The 22,843-nt window shown below is 65.3% G+C and carries 16 protein-coding genes and 1 pseudogene; 10 read left to right on the top strand and 7 right to left on the bottom strand.

The features are described 5' to 3' along the window. Positions 1-157: 157 nt before the first annotated feature. From rraA to AC5RUM_RS04460, 5 genes are all read left to right on the top strand, one after another. Positions 158-667, top strand: coding sequence for a ribonuclease E activity regulator RraA (gene rraA / locus AC5RUM_RS04480; RefSeq protein WP_494033788.1), 510 nt, complete (start codon positions 158-160; stop codon positions 665-667). Between the two features lie 107 nt (positions 668-774). Beyond that, on the top strand, positions 775-2,430 hold the full coding sequence (locus AC5RUM_RS04475) for an MDR family MFS transporter (protein ID WP_494033787.1): 1,656 nt from the start codon (positions 775-777) through the stop codon (positions 2,428-2,430). A gap of 190 nt (positions 2,431-2,620) precedes the next feature. After that, on the top strand, positions 2,621-4,060 hold the full coding sequence (locus tag AC5RUM_RS04470) for a sugar porter family MFS transporter (RefSeq protein ID WP_494033786.1): 1,440 nt from the start codon (positions 2,621-2,623) through the stop codon (positions 4,058-4,060). Between the two features lie 190 nt (positions 4,061-4,250). Further along, positions 4,251-5,711 (top strand): amino acid permease, encoded by a 1,461-nt coding sequence (locus tag AC5RUM_RS04465; RefSeq protein WP_494033785.1) that lies wholly within the window; start codon positions 4,251-4,253, stop codon positions 5,709-5,711. A gap of 104 nt (positions 5,712-5,815) precedes the next feature. Further along, positions 5,816-6,808 carry a pirin family protein gene (locus AC5RUM_RS04460; RefSeq protein ID WP_494033784.1) on the top strand — a complete coding sequence of 331 codons (993 nt, stop codon included), beginning with the start codon at positions 5,816-5,818 and terminating at the stop codon, positions 6,806-6,808. Positions 6,809-6,835: 27 nt separating this feature from the next. Here the strand turns inward: AC5RUM_RS04460 and AC5RUM_RS04455 are convergent, their stop codons facing one another. Genes AC5RUM_RS04455 through AC5RUM_RS04445 form a run of 3 tightly spaced genes read right to left on the bottom strand, consistent with a single transcriptional unit; the run spans position 6,836 to position 10,815 of the window. Then, on the bottom strand, positions 6,836-7,999 hold the full coding sequence (locus AC5RUM_RS04455; protein ID WP_494033783.1) for a mannitol-1-phosphate 5-dehydrogenase: 1,164 nt from the start codon (positions 7,997-7,999) through the stop codon (positions 6,836-6,838). Beyond that, entirely contained in the window at positions 7,999-10,029 is a 2,031-nt protein-coding gene (locus AC5RUM_RS04450) for a PTS mannitol transporter subunit IICBA (RefSeq protein ID WP_494033782.1), read from the bottom strand. Before AC5RUM_RS04450 ends, AC5RUM_RS04455 begins: the two co-directional genes overlap by 1 nt. A gap of 57 nt (positions 10,030-10,086) precedes the next feature. After that, positions 10,087-10,815, bottom strand: a complete 729-nt coding sequence (locus AC5RUM_RS04445) for a TetR/AcrR family transcriptional regulator (protein ID WP_400580706.1) — start codon at positions 10,813-10,815, stop codon at positions 10,087-10,089. A gap of 160 nt (positions 10,816-10,975) precedes the next feature. Between AC5RUM_RS04445 and ptsP the strand changes: the two genes are divergently transcribed. Then, positions 10,976-12,661, top strand: coding sequence for a phosphoenolpyruvate--protein phosphotransferase (gene ptsP / locus AC5RUM_RS04440; protein ID WP_494033781.1), 1,686 nt, complete (start codon positions 10,976-10,978; stop codon positions 12,659-12,661). 123 nt (positions 12,662-12,784) lie between these two features. Here ptsP and AC5RUM_RS04435 read toward each other — a convergent pair whose 3' ends face one another. Continuing rightward, positions 12,785-13,597: an alpha/beta fold hydrolase gene (locus AC5RUM_RS04435; RefSeq protein ID WP_494033780.1), complete on the bottom strand. Its 813-nt coding sequence runs from the start codon at positions 13,595-13,597 to the stop codon at positions 12,785-12,787. Positions 13,598-13,691: 94 nt separating this feature from the next. Here AC5RUM_RS04435 and AC5RUM_RS04430 point away from each other — a divergent pair, with 94 nt between their 5' ends. Together AC5RUM_RS04430 and AC5RUM_RS04425 are read left to right on the top strand one after the other, a co-directional pair. After that, positions 13,692-14,117, top strand: a complete 426-nt coding sequence (locus tag AC5RUM_RS04430) for a helix-turn-helix domain-containing protein (RefSeq protein ID WP_494033779.1) — start codon at positions 13,692-13,694, stop codon at positions 14,115-14,117. A 95-nt stretch (positions 14,118-14,212) separates the two neighbouring features. Next, the gene (locus AC5RUM_RS04425) at positions 14,213-14,539 is read left to right on the top strand and encodes a hypothetical protein (RefSeq protein ID WP_494033778.1); all 327 of its coding nucleotides are present in this window, start codon (positions 14,213-14,215) and stop codon (positions 14,537-14,539) included. Between the two features lie 24 nt (positions 14,540-14,563). Here AC5RUM_RS04425 and AC5RUM_RS04420 read toward each other — a convergent pair whose 3' ends face one another. Continuing rightward, on the bottom strand, positions 14,564-15,781 hold the full coding sequence (locus tag AC5RUM_RS04420; protein WP_494033777.1) for a PucR family transcriptional regulator: 1,218 nt from the start codon (positions 15,779-15,781) through the stop codon (positions 14,564-14,566). Between the two features lie 236 nt (positions 15,782-16,017). On the opposite strand from AC5RUM_RS04420, the gene ald reads away from it, so the two are divergent. After that, complete coding sequence (gene ald / locus AC5RUM_RS04415; protein ID WP_494033887.1) at positions 16,018-17,136, top strand: alanine dehydrogenase; 1,119 nt, start codon at positions 16,018-16,020, stop codon at positions 17,134-17,136. 373 nt (positions 17,137-17,509) lie between these two features. Here ald and AC5RUM_RS04410 read toward each other — a convergent pair whose 3' ends face one another. Further along, complete coding sequence (locus tag AC5RUM_RS04410) at positions 17,510-20,647, bottom strand: efflux RND transporter permease subunit (protein WP_494033776.1); 3,138 nt, start codon at positions 20,645-20,647, stop codon at positions 17,510-17,512. Between the two features lie 634 nt (positions 20,648-21,281). Here AC5RUM_RS04410 and AC5RUM_RS04405 point away from each other — a divergent pair. Then, a pseudogene (locus AC5RUM_RS04405) lies at positions 21,282-21,550 on the top strand (IS110 family transposase); the annotation flags it as partial. A gap of 183 nt (positions 21,551-21,733) precedes the next feature. Here AC5RUM_RS04405 and AC5RUM_RS04400 read toward each other — a convergent pair. After that, entirely contained in the window at positions 21,734-22,834 is a 1,101-nt protein-coding gene (locus tag AC5RUM_RS04400; RefSeq protein WP_494033775.1) for a Gfo/Idh/MocA family protein, read from the bottom strand. Positions 22,835-22,843 lie beyond the last annotated feature (9 nt).

The raw sequence follows: 22,843 nt of genomic DNA, 5'->3' as shown, positions 1-22,843 counted from the left end.
GCGGGCTCCCCCTGGAACGGTATTGATCGTGTGGAATCAGACTATCGTGGGAGCACAGAGCAGCGGGGCTCATCGGAGCCGAATTTCCTCGTCACGACGAGGCACTAAAGCATCGCCCCGCCTCGGATGGAACCTGCACCTACGCCAAGGAGAACCAATGACCGCTTCCCCTGCCAACGATGCCACGGCCCACCAGGCGGCAGCCATCAGCACGGCCGACCTCTACGACGAACGGGGCGAGGAGCTGGCCTCCATTGCCCTGCAGTTCCAGTCCCTGGGCGGCCACTCCCATTTCAGCGGCCCGGTCCGGACCATCCGGTGCCTTGAGGACAACGCACTCGTCAAGTCCACCCTTGGCTCGCCTGGCAACGGCGCCGTGCTGGTAGTGGACGGCAACGGCTCCCTGCGGACCGCCCTGATGGGGGACATGATCGCGGCGAGCGCCGTGGCAAACGGGTGGGCCGGCGTCGTCATTCACGGGGCCATCCGCGACCGCGAGGCGATCGCGGACCTGCCGCTCGGCGTCAAGGCTTTGGGGAGCAACCCGCGCAAGAGTGCCAAGGCGGGCGCCGGGGAGACCGACGTTGACCTGCTCATCGACGGCGTGACCATCCGGCCCGGCGCCACGATCTGGTGCGACCCGGATGGCATTCTCGTTGAGCGTTAGATAGTCGAGCAATAAATAATTGTGCCCTGCGGGAACAAAGCAGAAAGTAATATAGTTACTGAAAGCAACTATCAATTGCGAGCCCCCTTTCTTCCCTTGGAGCACCCATGTCCAAAACCACCGCCGGACCCGCACCCGGAGAGGTCCTGACCAAGCGGCAAACCATCACCGTCATGGTGGGGCTCATGCTTGGCATGTTCCTCTCCTCGCTGGACCAGACCATCGTCTCAACGTCCATCTACACCATCGCCAACGACCTGGACGGCCTGTCGCTGCAGGCCTGGGCCACCACCGCCTACCTCATCACCTCCACGGTTACCACCCCGCTGTACGGGAAATTGAGCGACATCTTCGGCCGCCGCCCGCTCTACCTGGCCGCGATCGTGATCTTCCTCGCCGGCTCCCTGTACGCCGGCTCGGTGCAGTCCATGACGGAGCTGGCCATCGCCCGCGGCATCCAGGGCATGGGCGCCGGCGGCCTGCTGGCCCTCGCGCTGACCATCATCGGCGACATCGTTTCGCTCAAGGACCGGTCCAAGTTCCAGGGCTACTTCATGTCCGTCTTCGGCATCTCCTCGGTCCTTGGCCCCGTGGTGGGCGGCGCCTTCGCAGGTTCCGCCAACATCCTGGGCTTCGACGGCTGGCGCTGGGTATTCTTCATCAACCTGCCGATCGGCCTGGCTGCACTCGTTGTGGTCTTCCTGTACCTGCACCTGCCCGCCAAGCACGTGAAGCAGAAAATCGACTACTGGGGCGCCGCAGCCATCACCCTGGCTATTGTTCCGCTGCTCCTGGTGGCCGAACAGGGCCGCAGCTGGGGCTGGACCTCGGCGGCATCCCTGCTGTGCATCGGCCTGGGCGTCATCGGCATCGTGGCGTTCCTGGCGGCCGAGAAGCGCGCCGGGGACTACGCGCTGATCCCGCTCCGGCTCTTCCGCAACCTCACGTTCGGCCTGTCCTCGCTGCTGAACTTCATCATCGGCATCGGCATGTTCGGCGCCATCGCCATGCTCCCCATGTACCTCCAGCTGGTCAAGGGCCTCACCCCCACCGAGGCCGGGCTGATGATGATCACCTTCACCGTGGGCATCCTCTCCGGTTCCATCACCGCCGGACGGACCATCTCGGCATCGGGAACCTACCGGATCTTCCCGATCACGGGCACCGCCGTCCTCACCGCGGCCGCCGTCGTCATGGGACTCTCCCTCGGCGCAGACACCGAGCTTTGGGTCCCCGGCCTGATCGCGGTGTTCTTCGGCCTGGGCCTGGGCTTCTGCATGCAGCCGCTCACGCTGGCCATGCAGGTCTCCGTCCCGCCGAAGGACATGGGTGTGGGCACCTCCTCCGCAGCGTTCTTCCGCTCCATGGGCGGCGCTGTGGGAACCGCGGTGTTCATCTCCATGCTGTTCAGCCTTGCGGCGGACAAAATCGGCACCGGCATGAAGGACGCCATGCAGAGCGCGGAGTTCCTCAAGGTTCTCAAGGACCCCGCCGTGGCCGCCGATCCCGCGAACGCCAAGCTGTATGAGTTCTTCGAGAACGGCGCCACCAACGACTCCCTCAACGACACCAGCTGGCTCCACTCGGCCAACCCCGTGCTGACCCGGCCCATCACCGAGGGCTTCGCGCACTCCATCGACGCGGTGATGCTCACCGCCGCGGTCCTCACCGGCATTGCATTCCTGATCAGCTTCGCCCTCCCGAACAAGAAGCTCACGGACCCGAAGGCAGCTGCCGCCAAGGAACCGGTGGCGGCCCACTAACCACCCGGACAGCAAGACGCAAAGAACGACGACGGCGGGACGCCCGCCGTCGTCGTCTTCTGTCCCGAAGTGGAACAGCGCGCCGTGACGTGCCACACTGTTAGGCGCGTGTGCGCCGGCCCTCTGGCCGGTACCGCAGCCGACGACGTCCGCACCGCAGAAACCAACCCCCAAAAGCCAAGGGAGAACCATGTCCACCGCCACCGAGCAACCTACCGCCAAGATCCCGAAACGGGTCATTTGGCTGGCGCTTGCCGGCGCCGTTGGAGGCTTCCTCTTCGGCTTCGACTCCTCAGTGGTCAACGGCGCCGTCGACGCCATGAAGGACGAATTCGCGCTGAGTGAAGCCGTGACCGGCTTTGCCGTGGCGGTCGCCCTGCTCGGATGCGCCGCCGGCGCCTACATGGCCGGCAAGGTGGCCGACCGCTACGGCCGCATCCCCGCCATGAAGCTGGGCGCGCTGCTGTTCCTGGTCAGCGCAGTGGGCACCGGCTTCGCCTTCAGCGTCTGGGACCTCATCTTCTGGCGCCTCGTCGGCGGCCTCGGCATCGGCCTGGCCTCGGTGATCGCCCCGGCCTACATCTCCGAGATCTCCCCCAGGCACGTCCGCGGCCGCCTCGCCTCGTTGCAGCAGCTCGCGATCACCACGGGTATTTTCGCCGCCCTGCTGTCCGACGCGCTCTTCGCCACCTCCGCCGGCGGAGCCGACCAGCCGTTCTGGCTCGGCATCGAGGCCTGGCGCTGGATGTTCCTGGGCGCCGCCCTGCCCGCCGTGGTCTACGGCTGGATCTCCTACACGCTGCCCGAATCCCCCCGGTTCCTCGTCATTCAGGGCAAGGAAGCCGAAGCACGCAAGGTCTTTGACTCCATCGCACCCAGCGAGGACACCGACCGCCACCTCCGCGAAATCCGCGAGGCCATCGAGGAGGACCAGCTCGCCGGCAAGAAGGGTTCCCTGCGCGGCAAGACCTTCGGCCTCCAGGCCGTCGTCTGGATCGGCATCACGCTGTCCGTGCTGCAGCAATTCGTGGGCATCAACGTGATTTTCTACTACTCCACCACGTTGTGGAAGGCCGTCGGATTCCAGGAGAAGGACTCGCTCACCATCTCCGTGGCCACCTCCATCACCAACATCCTTGTGACACTCGTGGCCATCGCCCTCGTCGACCGGATCGGGCGCCGGCCCATCCTGCTGGCCGGGTCCATCGGCATGGCCATCTCCCTGGGCGCCATGGCCGTGGCCTTCGCCTCCGCGCGGGGCACCGGGTCCGAGATTTCGCTGCCTGGCGCATGGGGCCCCGTTGCCCTCGTTGCCGCGAACGTGTTCGTCATCAGCTTCGGCGCGTCCTGGGGCCCGCTCGTCTGGGTGCTGCTCGGGGAGATCTTCCCGTCCAGGATCCGTGCCCGCGCCCTGGGCCTGGCTGCCGCCGCCCAGTGGATCGCCAACTTCGCCATCACGCTGAGCTTCCCGGTGATGGCCGCCGGTTCGCTGCCGCTGACGTACGCAATGTACGCGCTCTTCGCCGCAGCATCATTCTTCTTCGTCATGTACAAGGTGCCGGAGACGAACGGCATGTCGCTGGAACAGGCTGAAACCCTGTTTGTTCCGAAGGGGTCCGTTAAGGCCTGACCGGCTCTTAGCTCCCGGACATGTGGAGGCGCCAACGTTCCCAAGGAATGTTGGCGCCTTCTGCCGTCTGAAGCTGGTCCGGACAGGCGGCCCGCCAATACGGTTCCCTGCGCGGGCACCATGTAGGTTGGAAAGGCTGATTTTGTAACCGCCGCCACCCTCGCGGCGGTCCTTTCAAAGGATTTTGCACATGTCTGAGCAGACAACCACTGGGCAGAGAACTGCCTCCAGCCGGGACAGCGAGCCCCACCTATCACGCTCGCTGAGCAACCGGCACATCCAACTGCTGGCCATCGGCGGCGCCATTGGGACCGGCCTCTTCATGGGCTCCGGCAAGACCATTTCGGTGGCCGGCCCGTCTGTGATCTTCGTGTACATGATCATCGGCTTCATGCTGTTCTTCGTGATGCGGGCCATGGGTCAGCTCCTGCTGTCCAACCTGAACTACAAGTCCTTTAGCGACTTCGCCGGCGACCTGCTGGGCCCCTGGGCCGGCTTCTTCACCGGCTGGACCTACTGGTTCTGCTGGGTGGTCACAGGTGTGGCCGACGTGATCGCGATTGCCGGCTACGCCAATGAACTGTGGCCCGGCATCCAGCTGTGGATCCCTGGCCTGGCCACGATCATCATCCTGCTGCTGCTGAACCTGCCTACGGTCAAGGCCTTTGGTGAGACCGAGTTCTGGTTCGCGCTGATCAAGATCGTGGCCATCGTGGCACTGATCGCGGTGGGCCTGGTCATGATCTTCACCGGGTTCCAGTCCGACGCCGGCACGGCCAGCTTCACGAACCTCTGGAGCCACGGGGGCTTCTTCCCCCGGGAGTTCATGGGCTTCGTGGCCGGTTTCCAGATCGCGGTCTTCGCTTTCGTGGGCATTGAACTCGTGGGTACGGCTGCGGCTGAAACCAAGAACCCCGAGCACAACCTGCCCCGCGCCATCAACGCCATTCCGCTCCGCGTGATGCTCTTCTACGTGGGCGCCCTGATCATCCTGATGTCAGTCACTCCATGGACCGAATTCAAGGCGGGCCACAGCCCGTTCATCGGCATGTTCTCCCTGGCGGGACTGGGCATGGCGGCCATGGTGGTGAACCTCGTGGTGCTGACCTCGGCCATGTCCTCGGCAAACTCCGGCATATATTCCACTTCGCGCATGGTCTTCGGCCTGGCAAACGACGGCGACGCCCCCAAGCTGTTCGGCCGGCTCTCCACCCGGAAGGTCCCGCAGAACGCACTGTTCCTTTCCTGCGTCCTGCTGCTCGCGGGCGTAGCTCTCCTCTACGCGGGCAAGGACGTCGGAGTGGCGTTCGACATGGTCACCACCGTCTCCGCCGTCTGCTTCATGTTCGTCTGGTCCATCATCCTGGCCAGCTACCTCGTGTTCCGGAGGCGCCGCCCCGGGCTGCACAAGTCCTCGCCGTTCAAGATGCCCGGTGGCATTCCCATGGTCTGGGTAGTCTTCGCCTTCTTCGCGTTCCTGGTCTGGGCCCTCACCACGCAGCCGGACACGCTGACGGCGCTGCTCGTCACACCGCTCTGGTTTGCAGTCCTCGGCGTCGCCTATGCGGTGGTCCGCCGCTCCCCGCTGCACCAGGCGCGCGTGGCTGAGTGGAAGGCCATGGCGGACGCTGAGATGGCGTCGGCCAGTTAGCCGGAGCCGGTTTCGCCTGAGTCAGGCCGATTTGCGCCCGATCCCGGACGGCGGTGTTCCAACTGCCGTTCGGGTTCGGGCGGAGCAGGGCTAGGCTTGACCCCATGAGCAACACCGAAGCCGTTCCCCGGGAAGTGCTTTGCGAAGCGGCGGGCACCGCCGTCGATATCGAAATACTCGTGCCCCGCGCAGTACCGCTGGGCGGTCCAAGGGCCATGGACGTGCGCCGCACCCTGCCCCAACGCCAGCGCAGCCTGATCGGTGCCTGGTGCTTCCTGGACCATTACGGTCCGGACCATGTCGGTGCGACCGGGGGAATGCAGGTCCCCCGCCACCCCCATACCGGCCTGCAGACTGTCAGCTGGCTCTTCACCGGCGAGGTCGAGCACCGGGACTCCGCCGGGTTCCACGCGATGGTTCGGCCGGGCGAGATCAACCTGATGACAGCAGGCCGGGGCATCAGCCACTCCGAATACTCCACCCCGGAAACAGACGTGCTGCACGGCGCCCAGCTCTGGGTGGCCCTCCCCGACAGCGCCCGCCACATGGAGCCCACGTTCGAGAGCTACCGCCCGGAACCCCTCACGGGAGCGGGCTGGACGTTGCGCGTCTTCCTGGGCTCCCTGGCCGGCAGCACGTCGCCAGTCACGACGCACAGCCCGCTCCTCGGGGCCGAGATCCTGCTCGAACCCGGGGCGACGCTGGAGCTTGCAACGGACCCCACGTTCGAGCACGGCGTGCTGCTGGACGCGGGCTCTCTGCACCTGGACGTACATCCGCTCGCCACGGACCATCTGGCGTTCCTGCCGGTGGGCCGGTCGTCGCTGACCCTCACCGCCGGCACCGATCCCGCGCGCCTGCTCCTCATCGGAGGCGAGCCGCTGGGCGAGAAGATCCTCATGTGGTGGAACTTCGTGGGACGCAGCCACGAGGAAATCGTCAGCTACCGGGAGCAGTGGCAGACCGAGATCGGCGTGGAGAAGCCGGCCGCGCCGGGCACGGGTGGCACGCTGCGCTTCGGCACGTTCCCCGCCGGTGAACCCCCTGCCCTCCCCGCCCCTGCGCTTCCCACCACGCGGCTGCGGCCCCGAAACTAAGCGCGTTCCCCGCACGACAGGTACCGCCTAGACGGTGGCGGTGACGCCTTCCGCTTTGCGCTCCTCAACCAGGCCGCAGACGGCCGCGAAGAGCGGGTGATCGGGCGTGAGCCCTGTGATCCGTTCGGTCGCTTCCGCCGGCTCGGAGGAGGCCAGGATCTGTCCCAGCTCGACCGCTTCAACGTCGGCCGGGTCATTGAAGCGCAGGGCGGCGGCGATCGCTCCGAGCAGCGCTTCGGGCACGATCCCCCGCTCGGACAGTTCAGCGGCAGGGCCGATGAACCGTTCGTGCCGGCTGAGCTTGCGCAGCGGCGCCCTGCCCACACGGTGCACGGTGTCCGGCAGGTGGGGGTTGGTGAAGCGGCCCAGGATTTTCTGCACGTACGCTTCCTGCTCGTCGTGGCTGAACCCGTGCTTGGCCACCAGCAGCTGCTTGGTCTCGTCGAGCACGGCCCGCACATCCGCCGCGACGTCCTGGTCCGCCATGGCCTCGGAGATCTTCTCCAGCCCGGCTTCGAAGCCGAAATATGCGGCTGAGGCGTGGCCGGTGTTGACCGTGAACAGCTTGCGCTCGATGTATGGCCCGAGCTGGTCCACGAAGGTGGCACCAGGGATGACGGGGGCTGCGCCTCCGAAGGGTGTGCGGTCGATGACCCACTCGTAGAACGTCTCCACCGTGACATCCAGCCCCTGGCCGGGTTCCTGGTTGGGCACGATCCTGTCCACGGCGGTGTTGGCAAACACCGCCAAGGACTCGAGCTGGCCGGCGGCCGGATCCCATTGCGCAGCCACCTCATCACGCAGGATGTCCGTGGCGTTGATGGCGTTCTCGCAGGCCATCACCTGGAGCGGCGCCTGGCCGGGGGCCCGGGCTGTAATGCCCTTGGCGATTGCAGGGGCCACGAACTTCAGGATGTGCGGCCCCACGGCAGTGGTGAGGATGTCCGCCGTCGCGATCTCCTCGATCAGCTGCGCTTCATGCGTGCTGGAGTTGATCGCCCGGAAGTTGTCCACGGTGCTCACTGCCGGGTTCTCCCCCACCTCGTGCACCTGATAGCTGTCCGCGGCGGCAAGCTGGGTGATCAGGTCATCCGCAACATCAGCGAACACCACCTCATACCCGGCCTGGTGCAGCAGCAGCCCCACAAACCCCCGGCCGATGTTTCCGGCTCCGAAATGTACTGCCTTCACTATGCGTTGACCTTTCCGAAGAGTTCCAGGACCTCGTCCACAGATGTTGCCGCCTCAAGCTGCGCCACCTGCGACTTATTCGTGAAGACCTTCGCGATCGAGGACAGGATGTGGAGGTGCTCGTTGTTCACGCCGGCCACGCCCACCACAAACTTGACCTGCTTGCCGTTCCAGTCGATGCCTTCCGGGTACCGGATCACCGAAACAGCGGACTTCATGATGTGGTCCTTGGCGGCGTTGGTGCCGTGCGGGATGGCCAGGAAACTGCCCATGTACGTGGACACGGATTCCTCGCGCTCGTGCATCGCGAGGATGTAGTCGTTGTCCACGGCTCCCCGTGCCAGCAGCAGCTGGCCCGCTTCGTCGATGGCGGCGTCGCGGGTGGTGGCGGAGCCGTTGAGGACCACGCTCTCCGCTACCAGGATGTCCGACGGCACGGCGGCGGTTTTGGCGGCCGTCTCGGCTGCCTCACCTGGAGCCTCGGCGGCAGGTGCCGCAGCGGCGGGAGCGGCTGCGCCACCGTCGGCGGTTCCTGTCGTGTTGCTGCGCTGGACCAGTTCCACGATCTCCTCATAACGCGGGCTGTTCATGAAGTTGTCCACGGAGACGTGCACGGCGCTGGAGGTGACGGGCTTGGCGCGTTCGGTGAGGTCCTGGTGGGTGACCACGACGTCGTAGGTGTCGCTGAGGTTGGCGATGGAGGCATTGGTGACCTTGACGTCCGGGAAGCCGGCATCCTTGATCTTGTTGCGCAGCACCGAGGCGCCCATGGCGCTGGAACCCATGCCGGCGTCGCAGGCGAAGACGATGTTCTTGATGGGGCCGGCCATCACGGCAACGCCGCCTGCACCGGCGCCGGTCAGGGCAGAGGACACGGAGCTCTTCTTGCCCTTCATGGCCTCCATCCTTGAGGTGGCGGCGCTGAGGCTGTCTTCCTCGGTGTCACCGACGGGAGTCTTGCTGGCCCGCAGGATTACCGAAGCGATCAGGAAGGAGACGGTGGCGGCGAGCAGGACAGAGAGGATCACTCCGACATAGCTGTCGCGGGAAGTCTGGGCGATCACAGCAATGATGGACCCTGGAGCCGCCGGTGCCACGAGGCCGGAGTTGGTGATGGCCAGTGTCGCGATCCCGGTCATGCCGCCTCCAATCGCGGCGAGGATGAGGATTGGCTTCATCAGCACGTAGGGGAAGTAGATCTCGTGGATGCCGCCGAAGAAGTGGATGATGGCAGCACCGGGGGCCGATGCCTTGGCCAGCCCCTTGCCGAAGAACATATAGGCGAGCAGGATACCTAAGCCCGGGCCGGGGTTGGCTTCAAGCAGGAACAGGATGGACTTGCCTTGCTCAAGCGACTGCTGGATGCCCAGCGGTGTCAGCACGCCATGGTTGATGGCGTTGTTGAGGAAAAGCACCTTGGCAGGTTCGATGAAGATGCTGGTCAGGGGCAGCAGCCCGTTGTTGACCAGGAACTGGACCACATTGCCCGCGCCCGTGCTGAAGGCCGTGACCAACGGGGAGATGCCGTAGAAGCCGAGCATGGCGAGCAGCGCACCCCAGATGCCAGCGGAAAAGTTGTTCACCAGCATTTCAAAGCCGGGCCGGATCTTACCTTCCCAGATCGAGTCGATCTTCTTCATGGTCCAGCCGCCGAGGGGGCCCATGATCATGGCACCGATGAACATCGGAATGCCGGCACCGATGATCACGCCCATGGTGCCAATGGCGCCAACAACGCCGCCCCGGACGTCATAAACCATCCGGCCGCCGGTATAGGCAATCAAGAGAGGCAGCAGGTAGGTGATCATGGGACCCACGAGTCCCGTGTTCGCTACCCCCTCCGCATTGGTGCCGAAGCCGCCAAGCTGCGGGACCGGAATCCAGCCCTTCTCGATGAAGAGCGCGGTAATGAGGCCCCAGGCGATGAAGGCGCCGATGTTGGGCATGATCATGCCTGACAGGAACGTCCCGAACTTCTGGACGCCTACGCGCATGCTGGTGCGGGGTTTTGCAACTGTCTCTGTTGCCATGTGATTTCCTAACCGTGATTCCTGCTGCTCCGCAGGATGGTCCGATATTTTCAACGACTAACTGTTCGGACCCGTGGAGATCCGGTGGAGCCATTCGAGAAAGAGCTTGAGTTCCGAGCTGGAGAGCTGGTCGGAGTGCGATGCCTGCAAAGCCGCGTTCAGGGCGATGGCAGCCACCACCACTGACGACTTCCCGGATTCGTCAGGCCCGGCTTTCCTTGCCTGGTCCGTGGACACCGCGAAGATCATGGCGTCCCGGGTCATGGCGGACAGTTCGAGGTTCCTGTCCGTGGCCGGTTCCGAGATCAGCATGAGCGTGACGCCCACGTTGGCCGCCAGGATGCTCCTGGCGGCTTCCCGCGGCTGGACGTTCAGCTGCCCCGCCGCGGCGGCTTTGTTCAGCATCTCCTCCATCAGCGCCTCGGCATCGGCAACGATGGCGGGGCGGCTTTCCGGGCGGATGTTACCGAACATGACCAGATAAAGTTCCGGCTGGTTCAGCCCGAACTGCACGTGGTTGTCCCACATCCGCCGGATGTCTTCCAGCGGCTGGCCGGACGGGGCGAAGTCCCGTTCACCCGCCACATACTCTTCAAATCCTGCGGAAACGACGGCGTCAAACAGGCCCTCCTTGTCACCGAAGTGGTGGTACAGGGTTGGCGCAGTCACCCCCGCAAGCTGGGTGATCTGCCGGGTGGAGACGGGTGCCCCCGCGGAATTGGCCAGCAGTTCGGCTGCCGCACGCAACAGCCTCATCTTGGGCGGCAACTGGCCATCGAAACTCATAACCGCTACCCTATCACCTATAGCAACGCTATATGAACTGCATCACATACAATTTTTTCAGGCACCGCAGAACACCGTCGGACACAGCTGTTCCGAACGGCCCGGAGAGTCCGGGCGCAGACAGGCGGGCCTGGCTACCGGCAGAGAACGAGGACCTTCAGTGCAGAACTTCCCAGGAGTTGGCGTCAGCCCAGGCCGCATCATCGGAACCATCCGCCAGATGCCCAAGCCCATCAGCGAACCTCCGGCCGGCGAGCAGCTGCCGGCAGGCACCACCCCCGAGGAGGCGACGGCGGCACTCAAGGCAGCAGCCACCGCCGTCCACGATGAACTGAAAGCACGGGCCGACCACGCCACCGGCGACGGCAAAGCCGTTCTGGAAGCGACTGCGCTGATGGCCAAGGACACCATGCTGATCAAGGGTGCCGCGAAGCTCATCGCCCGCGGCACGTCTGCCCAGCGAGCCATCTGGGAGTCGGGCTCCTCGGTGTCCGAAATGCTGCACAACCTGGGTGGCTACATGGCGGAGCGCGCCACGGACATCCTGGACGTCCGCGCCCGCATCGTGGCTGAACTCCGGGGCGTGCCCGCCCCCGGGATTCCCACTTCGGAAACCCCCTTCATCCTGGTGGCCGAGGACCTGGCCCCGGCGGACACCGCAACCCTGGACCCGAACAAGGTCCTCGCCCTGGTCACGGCAGGCGGCGGCCCACAGTCCCACACCGCGATCATCGCCCGCTCCCTCGGCCTGCCGGCCGTGGTGGCCGCCGTGGGAGTTGACGAACTGCCGGACGGCACCGAGGTCTATGTGGACGGCGCCGCAGGCTCCATCACCGCGGATCCGGACGAGTCGCTGCGCTCCGCCGCGGAGGCCTGGGCGGCCACGGCATCCCTCCTCGCCGAGTTCAGCGGCACGGGCGCGACGGCGGACGGTCACCTGGTCCCGCTCCTCGCCAACGTTGGCGGGGCCAAGGACGCAGTGGCCGCAGCGAAACTCGGGGCGCAGGGCGTGGGCCTGTTCCGCACCGAATTCTGCTTCCTGGAACGCGACACCGAACCGACGGTCGAAGAACAGGCCGCCGCCTACAAGGGCGTCTTCGACGCCTTCCCCGGCAAGAAGGTGGTTCTCCGGACGCTGGACGCCGGCGCCGACAAGCCGCTTCCCTTCCTGACCGACTCCACGGAGCCCAACCCCGCCCTCGGCGTCCGGGGCTACCGCACGGACTTCACCACGCCGGGCGTGCTGGACCGCCAGCTCGAAGCCATCGCACTTGCCGAAAAGCAGTCCGAGGCCGAGGTCTGGGTCATGGCCCCCATGATTTCCACGGCCGAAGAGGCAGCCCGGTTCGCCTCCATGTGCGCCGACGCCGGCATCAAGACGCCCGGAGTGATGGTGGAGGTCCCGTCCGCCGCCCTCACCGCGGACACCATCCTTCGCGAGGTTGGCTTCGCCAGCCTGGGCACCAACGACCTGACGCAGTACGCGATGGCCGCCGACCGCCAGCTCGGCCCCCTTGCCGGCCTGAACACGCCCTGGCAGCCGGCCGTGCTGCGCCTCGTGGGGCTCACCGTGGAAGGCGCAGCCGCGGAAGGCCACAACAAGCCGGTGGGCGTGTGTGGCGAAGCAGCCGCTGACCCGGCCCTCGCCGTCGTCCTGACCGGCCTCGGGGTGACCACGCTGTCCATGACGGCCCGATCCCTGGCCGCGGTGGCCGCCGTCCTCAAGACAGTCACGCTGGCCGAGGCCCAGGAACTGGCCAAACTGGCCCTGTCCGCGCCCAGCGCCACCGAGGCGCGCGCGTGGGTCCGGGAGAAGCTTCCCGTCCTCGAGGAGCTCGGCCTGTAACCCGGCGGGCGACCTCTATTGCCGAGCCTGATTGCCGGGCCTGATTGCCGAACCTGTTAGTCGGCCGGGCCGGTGCCTGGATTTTTCGGGTGCCGGCCCGGCCGCTGCAGCGGCGTGCACTTCTTAGGCCGTGACGCCGCCGGCCGCCGTACTGGCCCAGTGGACAATGGCTTGGGCCACGGCCTCCGGGGCGGTGTCCTGGACGACGTGGCCGCGCCCCAGCACGTCCGCTATCGTGCCGTGTTGGGCTTGGGAAGCGAGGAACTCGCACCAGGGGCGGCGGGCGATCGGGTCCCGGCTGCCCCGGAGCACCAGCACGGGCTGGGCCACGCCGCAGACCCTCGTCTCCAGCGGATAGCCCAGCATCACGGGCAACTGCGTCAGGTACCAGCGGAGCCCGGTCTTGAAGTAGTCGCTGAACACCACCACGTTGGTGGGCGGACTTTCGCTGAACAGCGCGTCCTTCATCAAAGCCAGAGAGTGCCAGGCTGCGCTCCGCCGGGCGGGATCCACCACCGGGCCCATTAGCACCACGCGGCTGACCAGTTCCGGTTCCTGCAGCGCGAGTTCCACGGCGAACTGCGCCCCCATGGAGTGGCCCACCACCACGCAGGAGCGGACGCCGGCGTCGGAGAGGACGGCCGCGACGAAGGCGGCGTATTCGCCCACCGATACTTGGTGGTCCGGGCGCTTCGCATCGCCGAAGCCGGGCAGATCAAAGGAATAGACGACGGCATCGCGCGCCTGCCTTCCGCTCGCCAGTTCACGGTGCAGCCGGGCAAAGTAACGGTGTGAAACCCCAATGCCGTGGAGCAGCACGAACACGGGCCGGTCTACCTTGGACGTCTCGGCAAGCCGGCCCCGACCGGCCTCAGAGGCGTACAGGCGGCCGGTCAGGCCGCGCGCCGTCACATCTACTCCGCCGCCAAGTTTCATCCGCCGAGCATACCCGCCTTGGAGGTGATCCGGCGGGGCTCGGGGAGCGCCGGCTGGTCACGGGAAGCCGGATGGCAACAGTTAGGCTTCTGCCATGGCATTGATAGCTCCCAGAGTGGCGGGCGCACTTCCCGCCGAAGACGCGCAGAAACTCCGGCAGGCGCTCGACGGCGGCACGGACATCACCGTGTTCGTTGACGGCACGGTCCATCGGCTGCCGCCCCAGGCGCGGGACGCCGTCGTCGACCTCCTCGCCAGGTTCAGCCGCGGCGAGGCCGTGACGGTGAGCAGCGTGGAGGAAATGCTCACCACGTCCCAGGCGGCAGAGCTGGCCGGGATTTCTCACACTTACTTGCGGAACATGACGGACCGGGGCGAGATACCCGTGGAATACCGCGGCACCCACCGCCGGATCCGGCTGGCCGCCATCATGGCCTGGCTGGACGGCCAAAAGAAAAAGCAGGCGGCCGAAGGCACTCCAGCGGACGATGCACCGGAGGCAGACAGCGGGCAAAAATGACGCGCCGCTGCCCGTCGGTGACGGCGTGATAAGGATAAAGCAACGATCCGGCCCTGGGAGGGAAACGATCCGCTGACCGGGGTTACTCTTTATTCGTGTTGAGATTCCGGGGGTTGCACATTGTGGCGGGCATTGCCGCCATGGGTGTTGCCGCCGTCCTCGGAATGGTCATGGATCTGAACAATACGGCCATCTTCACATCCAGCTGCGTGGCCTACGTGGCCGTTTCCATGTGGACGGAAAGCAGGATTGCCCGGTACCGGAACCGGGAACAGCCCACGCGTGAGCAACTTGTCAGCGAACAGCCAGGTGAGCAGCGCGCCAGCGACCAGCGCGTTAGCGAACAGCGCCCGCTTGAATCCCGCGGCGGGGAGCAGCCCAGCGGCGACCAGCGCCCGCGCGGCGAAGGCAACGCCGCCTGACGTTCCCGGCGAGATCCGCCCCTGCTAAATCCGCGGCCTCGCCGCCCACCGCCGCGCCTTGAGCGTGGCATGCAGCTCCAGCCGGACCATGCCCTTCAGCGGATCCACCCCCAGCAACTGCCGGATGCGGCCCAGCCGGTTATAGATGCTGCTGCGGTGAAGATGCAGTTTCGCGGCAACGTCCTGGACCGAACCGTCGTTGTCGTAGAGCAGTTCTAGGACAGGCAGCAGCTCGCCGTTGCGGTCGTGGTCTTCCAGAGCCTGGAAGTTCACGGACCCGGCATCACCCCAGACGCCGGCGCCCCCGCCGGCCGAGGCCAGGAGCTGGTAGACGCCCGTGGCCCGGCAATCCACAAGTTCGCCCAGCTGCGCGTCCACCGCCGCGGCCTGGGCGGCCACCCGCGACTGCCGGTACGCCTCGGCCAGCTCCTTGGTGCGCGTGAAACCTTCGCTGATGCCGAGGATGATGCGGTCAACCGGGCGTCCCGCCCTTTTGGCGAGTTCCAGCTGGTAGTGCACCAGCACCTGCGCGTGGCTGGCCCTGCCTGTCGATTCCCGGAACAGCACGACGGCGTGGGTTTCGGTGCCCGCGCTGAAGAGTACGGCATCGACGCCAATGGTTGCCTGCAGCGCCGCAGACCGGTGGATCAGCGTAGACGCTATGGGATCCGGCCCCGCGGCCCAGCCGTCGGCATCGAGGACTGTCACCAGCTGCCACGGTCCACGGTCCTGCACTTCCTTCCAGCCGGCCACGGCGGCCACAGCGTTGGCCTCACCCGCGCAGGCCGCCAGGAACTCACGTTCGCGGCCGCGGCGGAATTCAGATTCGGCCGTGTTGGAGTCCAGCAGCAGGCCGGAAAGCAGGTCAAGCTCCTCCCGGACGTCGGGCAACTGGGTGAGAATCGCCGTCGCGCTTTCCTCCTCAAGGTCCTGCTGGACCCAGAGGTAGCCCACGCGGAAGCCGCGGACCATCAGCGGGACGCAGACGCGCCCGAGCATGCCCAGCTCCTCGTTGGCGGGAACGACGACGGGGCGCACCGCAGTGGCGATCCCATGGGAGAGCTGCCACGCCTTCACGTCTACGGGAACGCGCTTGCTGAGCAGGAAGTTCACCCTGACCCGGTCGGCATGCGACTGGTTGGAACTGTATGCGAGCAAGAGTCCGTCCAGGTCCTCGAGCGACAGACCCCGGCCCAGCTTCTGCGCCACCCGCTCCACGAGCTGCTCCACATCCTGCTGCATGCAGCAAGACTACGTCCCGGAAGGCATTCGGGGCGAACGGACAGCAGGCGACACTTGACGCTCCCAGCCTCGACAAATGTCTAACCGTTTCGAGGAAAAACCCCGGAATTCTGCGGTTTTCGCTGCAGGCCCGCGGCCCCCAACCTGTCGCCTGCCTCACAGCCGGATCTATTCTGGAAGCACAACTCCCCCGCAAACCTTGGCCCACACAGCCATCGAACATGGAGCCCAAAAAAATGATCATCGGTATCCCCAAAGAGATCAAAAACAACGAATTCCGCGTCGCCATCACCGCCGCCGGCGTTCACGAGTTCCGCACCCACGGCCACACGGTTCTGGTGGAGCGCGGCGCAGGCCTGGGCTCCGGCATCACGGATGAGGAATACGCCATAGCAGGCGCCGAGATCGTCGCCGAAGCCGACGACGTCTGGGCCCGGGCGGACATGGTCATGAAGGTCAAGGAACCCATTGCCGCGGAATACCACCGCTTCCGGAAGGGCCTGATCCTCTTCACCTACCTGCACCTCGCTGCCGAGCCCGAACTGACCCGCGAGCTCATCAACTCCGGCGTCACGGCGATCGCGTACGAAACGGTCCAGGAAGGCCGCACCCTTCCCCTGCTGGCCCCGATGTCCGAGGTCGCCGGCCGCCTCTCCGTCCAGGTCGGAGCCACCTCGCTCATGGCCCCGGCCGGCGGCAAGGGCGTGCTCCTGGGCGGCGTTCCCGGAGTCCGTCCGGCCAAGGTCGTTGTCCTGGGTGCCGGCGTGGCGGGTACCAACGCCGCCGCCATGGCCCTGGGGCTCGGGGCGGACGTCACCATCCTGGACATCAACATCAACCGCCTCCGTGAACTCGATGCCCAGTACCAGGGCCGGCTGAAGACCGTCGCGTCCAACAAGTACGAGATCGAAAAGTCAGTAGTGGACGCGGACCTGGTGATCGGCTCCGTGCTGATTCCCGGCGCCAAGGCCCCCAAGCTCGTGACCAACGAGCTGGTGGCCCGCATGAAGCCCGGCTCGGTCCTCGTGGACATCGCGGTGGACCAGGGCGGCTGCTTCGAGGACACCCACCCCACCACGCACCAGGAACCCACGTACAAGGTCCACAACACGATCTTCTACTGCGTGGCAAACATGCCCGGCGCCGTTCCGAACACGTCCACCTACGCACTGACCAACGTCACCCTGCGCTACGGCGTGGCCCTGGCAAACCTCGGCGTCAGGGCCGCGTTCGAAAAGGACCCCGCCCTCGCCGCCGGCCTGAACATCGCAGCAGGCCACGTGGCACACCACTCCGTCTCCGAGGCGCACGACCTGCCCCTCGTGGCGGACTGGCACGAACTGGTTTCCGCCTAACACCGGGAGAAGATGCTGGAACATTTCATTGCCTTGGTCCCAGGTCAGCGTGCGGCGCAGCGGCAGCGGTAGCCGGGCGTATGCGTGATGAGCGCGTTGGCCACAGTCGTGGCAGCTGGTCGCTGGATAGCCGTAGGAGCAGGGTGAAGCGGGTCTTGCGTTCCTCCATGGCGCCGGCTCTCCACGTGGGCGGGCCTGGTACGGATCGGGCGAACTCCGGCGTCTACATGGTGTTGATGTCCGGTTCATGGGAACGCCGTGGGATAGTTGCTGTCGATTTGGGTAACAGGTGCCAGGCAGGTGGACCGGTGGGCGACAAGAGTCAGCAATGCCGTGGCAGCAGCTACGGGTAGGGGTGATCCCCCTGAACGATTCATACTTTCGTCATTGCATGCACCTTCGCTGCGGGCTGCCGTCGTTCCTTGGGTTTGGCGAACCTCAGGTAGAGGGACGGCACCACGAAGAGGTTAAGCAGCGTGGACGTCACCAACCCGCCGAGAATGACTGTTGCCATGGGATGCTCGATCTCGTGGCCCGGGATTTCGCCGAGGACCACCAGCGGAACGAGGGCCAGCCCCGTGGCGAGGGTGGTCATCAGGATCGGTGAAAGCCGCTCGCCCGCACCGCGCAGCACCAGTTCGGGCCCGAACTTCATGCCCTCATTTTTCTCCAGGTGCTGGCAGTGATTGATGAGCAGGATGCCGTTCCTGGCCGCGATGCCCATGACGGTCAGGAAGCCCACGATCGAGCCCAGTGACAGCACGCCCCCTCCGAGGTAGGCGGCGAACACGCCGCCGACAAGGGCGATTGGCAGCGTGAGAATGACCAGTGTGGCCAGCCGCCAGCTTGAGAAGGCTACCTGCAGCAGCAGGTAAATCACGGCCAGTGCCACGGTGGCGAGGGTCAGCAGCGTGGCGGTTGCCTCTTGGCGTTCCTTGTATTCGCCCAGGAGCTCGGTGCGGAAGCCCGGAGGCAGCGCCACCTTCTTGAGCCCTTCCTCCATCGCCGCAACAACCCTGCCCAGGGATCCTTCTGTCACGTTTGCCTCGATATCGATACGCCTGGAGTGTGCATCACGCTCGATGACATTGGGCGTTGGTGCAAGCTCGACGCGTGCCACGTCGGACAACAGGATCTTCTGCCCGTTGGGGGTATCGATGGGGAGGTTCGTGATGCTGGTTGTGTCCGAGCGCATGCTCGGGGAACTCCAGATTCTGACGTCGTAAACTTTTCCGTCCCGGTAAAGGTCACCGACTTCTTCACTGCCAACCAGCGTCGCGGCCGCCCTCCGGACGTCACCCGGCTTCAGCCCGTACTTCTGCGCCTTCTCCAGATCGACCTCGATATTGATCTGTGGAATGTCCTTCTGCAGTTCGGTGTGGACGTCGATGGCTCCCTCTGTCCCGTCGAAGATCGCCTGGATTTCGGCGGCCTTTGAACGCAGGAGCGCCAGGTCGTTGCCGTAGAGCCTGACGACGACGGCGTTGCTGGCGCCCGTCAGAACCTCGCGGATCCTCTCCTTCAGGTAGGTTTGAACGTCGCGCACGATGCCGGGATAACCTTCGACGACTTCATGGACTGCGGCCAAAGTCTTGTCATAGTCCACGGCGGGGTCGATGCTGATCCAGTTCTCACCGAAATACACCCCCACGACTTCGTCGGCGTTGAAGGCCTGCCCGATATGGGCGCCGCAGTTCCGGACGCCCGGGATGGTCAGCAGTTCCGCGCAGGCCTTCTGACTGATGCGGTATTCCTCCTCCAAGGATGTGCCGGGCTGGGTCAGCCAGTGCATCAGGAAGTCGCGTTCCTTGAAATCAGGCAGCAGCGACTGCCCAAGCAGCGGTGCAGTGAGGGCACCGACGGCCGCCATGGCGCCGAACGTCGCGTAGCCTGCCACCGGACGACGGATGATCTTCCTCAGGATCCGGTGATAGCCTCGTTTGAGCACGCGGACGAGGGGCGGCTCCTGCTCCTTCAACGGAACCTTGCGCATGAAGATCAGCGCCAGGGCCGGTGTGACAGTCAGCGCCACGACCATTGAGGCCAGCACGGCCAGGGTGTAGGAAATGGCCAGCGGTCTGAAGAAGGCGCCGGTAAGTCCCTGAAGGAAGAAGATCGGCACAGCGGCGGCGATGATGATCAGCGTGGCATAGACGATCGGTCCGCGGACCTCCAGGGAGGCCTCCAGCACAACCGAGGCAGTAGAACGTGTTCCGCCCTCCGCCCGGTGCTGCCGGAGTCTTCGGATGATGTTTTCGATGTCGATGATCGCATCATCCACCACCACTCCGACCGCAATCACCAACCCGGCCAGGACCATGGTGTTCACCGCGGTGCCGGTCAGATAGAGGACGGACGCCGCCGTCACCAGCGACAGCGGGATCGCGATCAGGCTGATGAGCGCGGTCCGCCACTGGAACAGAAACGCCCCGAGCACCAGCACCACGAGGATGCAGCCCAGCAGCAGCGCACGGCTGAGGTTGTCGAGCGATTCCTCAATGAAGGTCGCCGGACGGAAAATCTCGGTATCAATGGTGATGCCGCTAAGCCCGGGCTCCATCTGCTTGAGGGCTGCCTCCACACCCTTGGTGACCTCCAGGGTGTTGCCCCATGGAAGTTTCTCCACAATGAGCATCAGCCCGGGGCCCTGGTTGATCACTGCGTCCCCAATGAGTGCCTGGTGGTCTTCCACCACATTGGCGACGTCCCCGAGGCGGAGCGGCTTCCCGTTCCGTTCCTCGATAACGATCTCCGCGAGGTCCTGCGGCGTCGCGATCGGCAGCACGTGCTGGATGCTGAGCCGCTGGTTTGGCGTCTCTATGTGGCCCCCGGTGCCGACGAAGGCCCCGGGCGAATACTGCAGAAGGCCGGCGTCGAGCGCGTCGGCTGTGACTTCCATGACCTGGTTCAGCGTGACGTCGTTCGCCTTCATCTTCTCTGGGACGGCGTGCACCATGAGCATTTGCTTTCTTTGGCCCCAGATGGCGATGTTGGCCACGCCCGGGACACGCAGCAGGTGCTGCCGGATCTTCCAGTAGGAGATCATGGACATTTCAATCAGGGAGCGTTCATCCGACGTCAGGCCGATTTTCATGACCCGGCTTGTGGATGAAAGCGGCTGCAGCATCATCGGCGGCGTCGCCCACGTGGGCAGCGACGGCGTGACGGTGGCTAGCCGCTCCGAGACGAGCTGGCGGGCCTTGAGCAGGTCCGCCCCCGGAGCGAAAATGAGCACGATCGAGGACAGCTGTTCCACGGATTTGGAGCGGATTTCCTCCAGCCCCTCGACTCCGTTGAGGGCGTCTTCGAGCGGAACGGTCACCAACTGCTCCACCTCGGCAGCGGTCAGACCGATGCAGCTGGTCTGGATCTCTACCTTCGGCGGCGCAAACTCGGGAAAGACATCCACAGAGGCGGTGCTGAGCTGAACGCCGCCGAACGCCATCATTGCCACCGCAATGGCCACCACCAAAGCGCGGAACTTCAGACTGAACCCGACAATCCGGCGCATGTCAGTGAGCGCCCGTCAGGAACTCGGCAGAGGACCGTTCCGCAGCACCCAGGGTAACAACGTCGGTTCCGACTGGCGGACCGGAACCTAACGGGACCACGGGTACCGTCGCCCAACGGAACCTAAAACTCCGTCCAATTCGCCAATCGGTCATAACCTCAGCCCCCATGTAACTGGTGCCGACAGCATTGTCGAGTCCAATTACTCGTACGACTATTCAGGAATGCCTACAGCGGTGCCAAGCTGCGGGCAAAATGGCGGGTTTCCTCCCAGCAACCCTGCACGCCCCCTAACCAAGAGACGTGGAAAATGGCAGTTTGGTTCAGGACCGGTGTGACGGCTTGAACCAGGACCACCCACGACTCGCCGGTCACTGATGGTTGAGTCAGGACCACCCCTTACGTTGTTGTTGTGGGTGATTTGGCAGCTGTCGTAGTGTTTCGATCACCCTCGGGTGGCGGGTATGGCACAGGTCTCCCTGCCGCTTGGACGGCTCACTGGGAATGGCCGCCCGCTGCCCGCCGATGACTCGACCGCTGAATAAGACTTACGACATTGATCGTTGGGTAAGGACGTGCCGGCATAGTTATCGACAGCGCCACCGAATAATTGAGCTGATCGAAGGGGATAAGGCATGCCGGCGGTGTGGGCGGGGAATCGACTCGGGCAAGAGGGCTCATCATTGTGTAGTGATCGATCAATCCGGGACGGAGCCGCTCTCGAAACGGGTTGAAAACGGAGCTGTTGGCCGCGCACGGGCAGCAGCTGTTCTATACCCCCGGACGGATCGTGCACCACGGCGCAGCAACGTACCGCGGCGATGGCAAGACCGATGCGAAAGACGCCAGGATCATCGCCGACCAGGCGCGCAAGCGCAGCGATCTACAGCCCGTCCGCGGTGGGAGAAAGCCCTCGAGGCCGCGAACGCCCAGCACACGGTCCTGCCAACACAATCCACGGGCTCGGCCCTCGTCGTCCGGCTGGCCGAGCAGATCAGCGCAATCGACGCAGAGATGCCGACGTCGATACGCAGATCACGGACTTGTCGAAACCGCACCCACGTTTCGGCTCAACCAGCGGTTTCATTTAAGCGATGGCCCGGGCCTGTTCGATCAGTTTGAGGACTTCCACCGGGCCTGCCGGATCCACCGGAAGCGGAAGATCGGAGGCGGCGCCGCCGTCGGTGATCTTGTCCGCAAGGATGCGGTAGAACTCCGGGTAGGCGCCGCGTTCGGTGGACACCCGGTCAAGGTGGCCGTCGCGGCCCAGCTGCCCGGCCCACTCCGGATCCTCCAGACCGTACTCCTCGTCCAGCGGGCCTCCGCCAGCCACAATGTACGGTTCCTGCGGATCCACGCCGTGCTTGGTGAAGGCGCCCTCAGAACCCAGCACGCGGTAGCGCGGCCCCTGCTGGGCGCACAGCATGTTCATCCAGAGGTGGCTGAGCACGCCGGATCCGTGTTTCAGGACGAGGAAGCAGTCGTCGTCCGTGTTTTCACCGGGCCGCCGGGCGTTGAGCTCCGCGTGCACAATCTGGCCGGGCCCGAACAGTTCCAGCGCCTGGTCCAGCAGGTGGGTGCCCAGGTCGAACAGGACGCCTCCGCCGGTCGCTGCGGTGGCCTCCGCTTTCCAGGCCTTGGACACTTCCGGGGACCAGCGCTCGAAGCGTGATTCGAACCGCATCACCTGCCCCAGTGCCCCGGCGTCGAGCAGACCTTGGACGGTCAGGAAGTCGCCGTCCCAGCGGCGGTTCTGGAAGACGGTCAGGACCCGATGCAGCCTTTCTGCCAGCGCCGTCAGCTCCACGCCCTCGGCGCTGGTCACTGTGAACGGCTTGTCCACGACGACATCAAGCCCTGCCTCGAGCGCGGCCTTCGCCAGCGGGTAATGGGTTGCCGGGGGCGTCCCCAAGACCACAAGGTCAAGGTCCCCGGCCATGGCGAGGACGGCGTCGGCGTCCGGAACCGTTTTCACACCCGGATAGCGGTCGACGGCGGCCGCCTGGCGGCCGGCGTCCGACGTCGCGATGACGTCCAGTGAGTATCGGGAGTCGGCAGCGATCAGCGGGGCGTGAAAAACGCTTCCGGAGAGGCCAAAACCCACGACGGCGGTGCGGATAGGTCCGCGTTCACCGGACGGCTGCCGTCCCGACGGAGAGAGGGGCGAGGAGGGGGATGCGGTGCTCATGGTGCAACG

It is taken from the genome of Arthrobacter sp. B2060, from assembly GCF_059090445.1.
The sequence above is the reverse complement of the archived record's forward strand: the minus strand, read 5'-3'. Positions and strand labels throughout refer to the sequence as shown.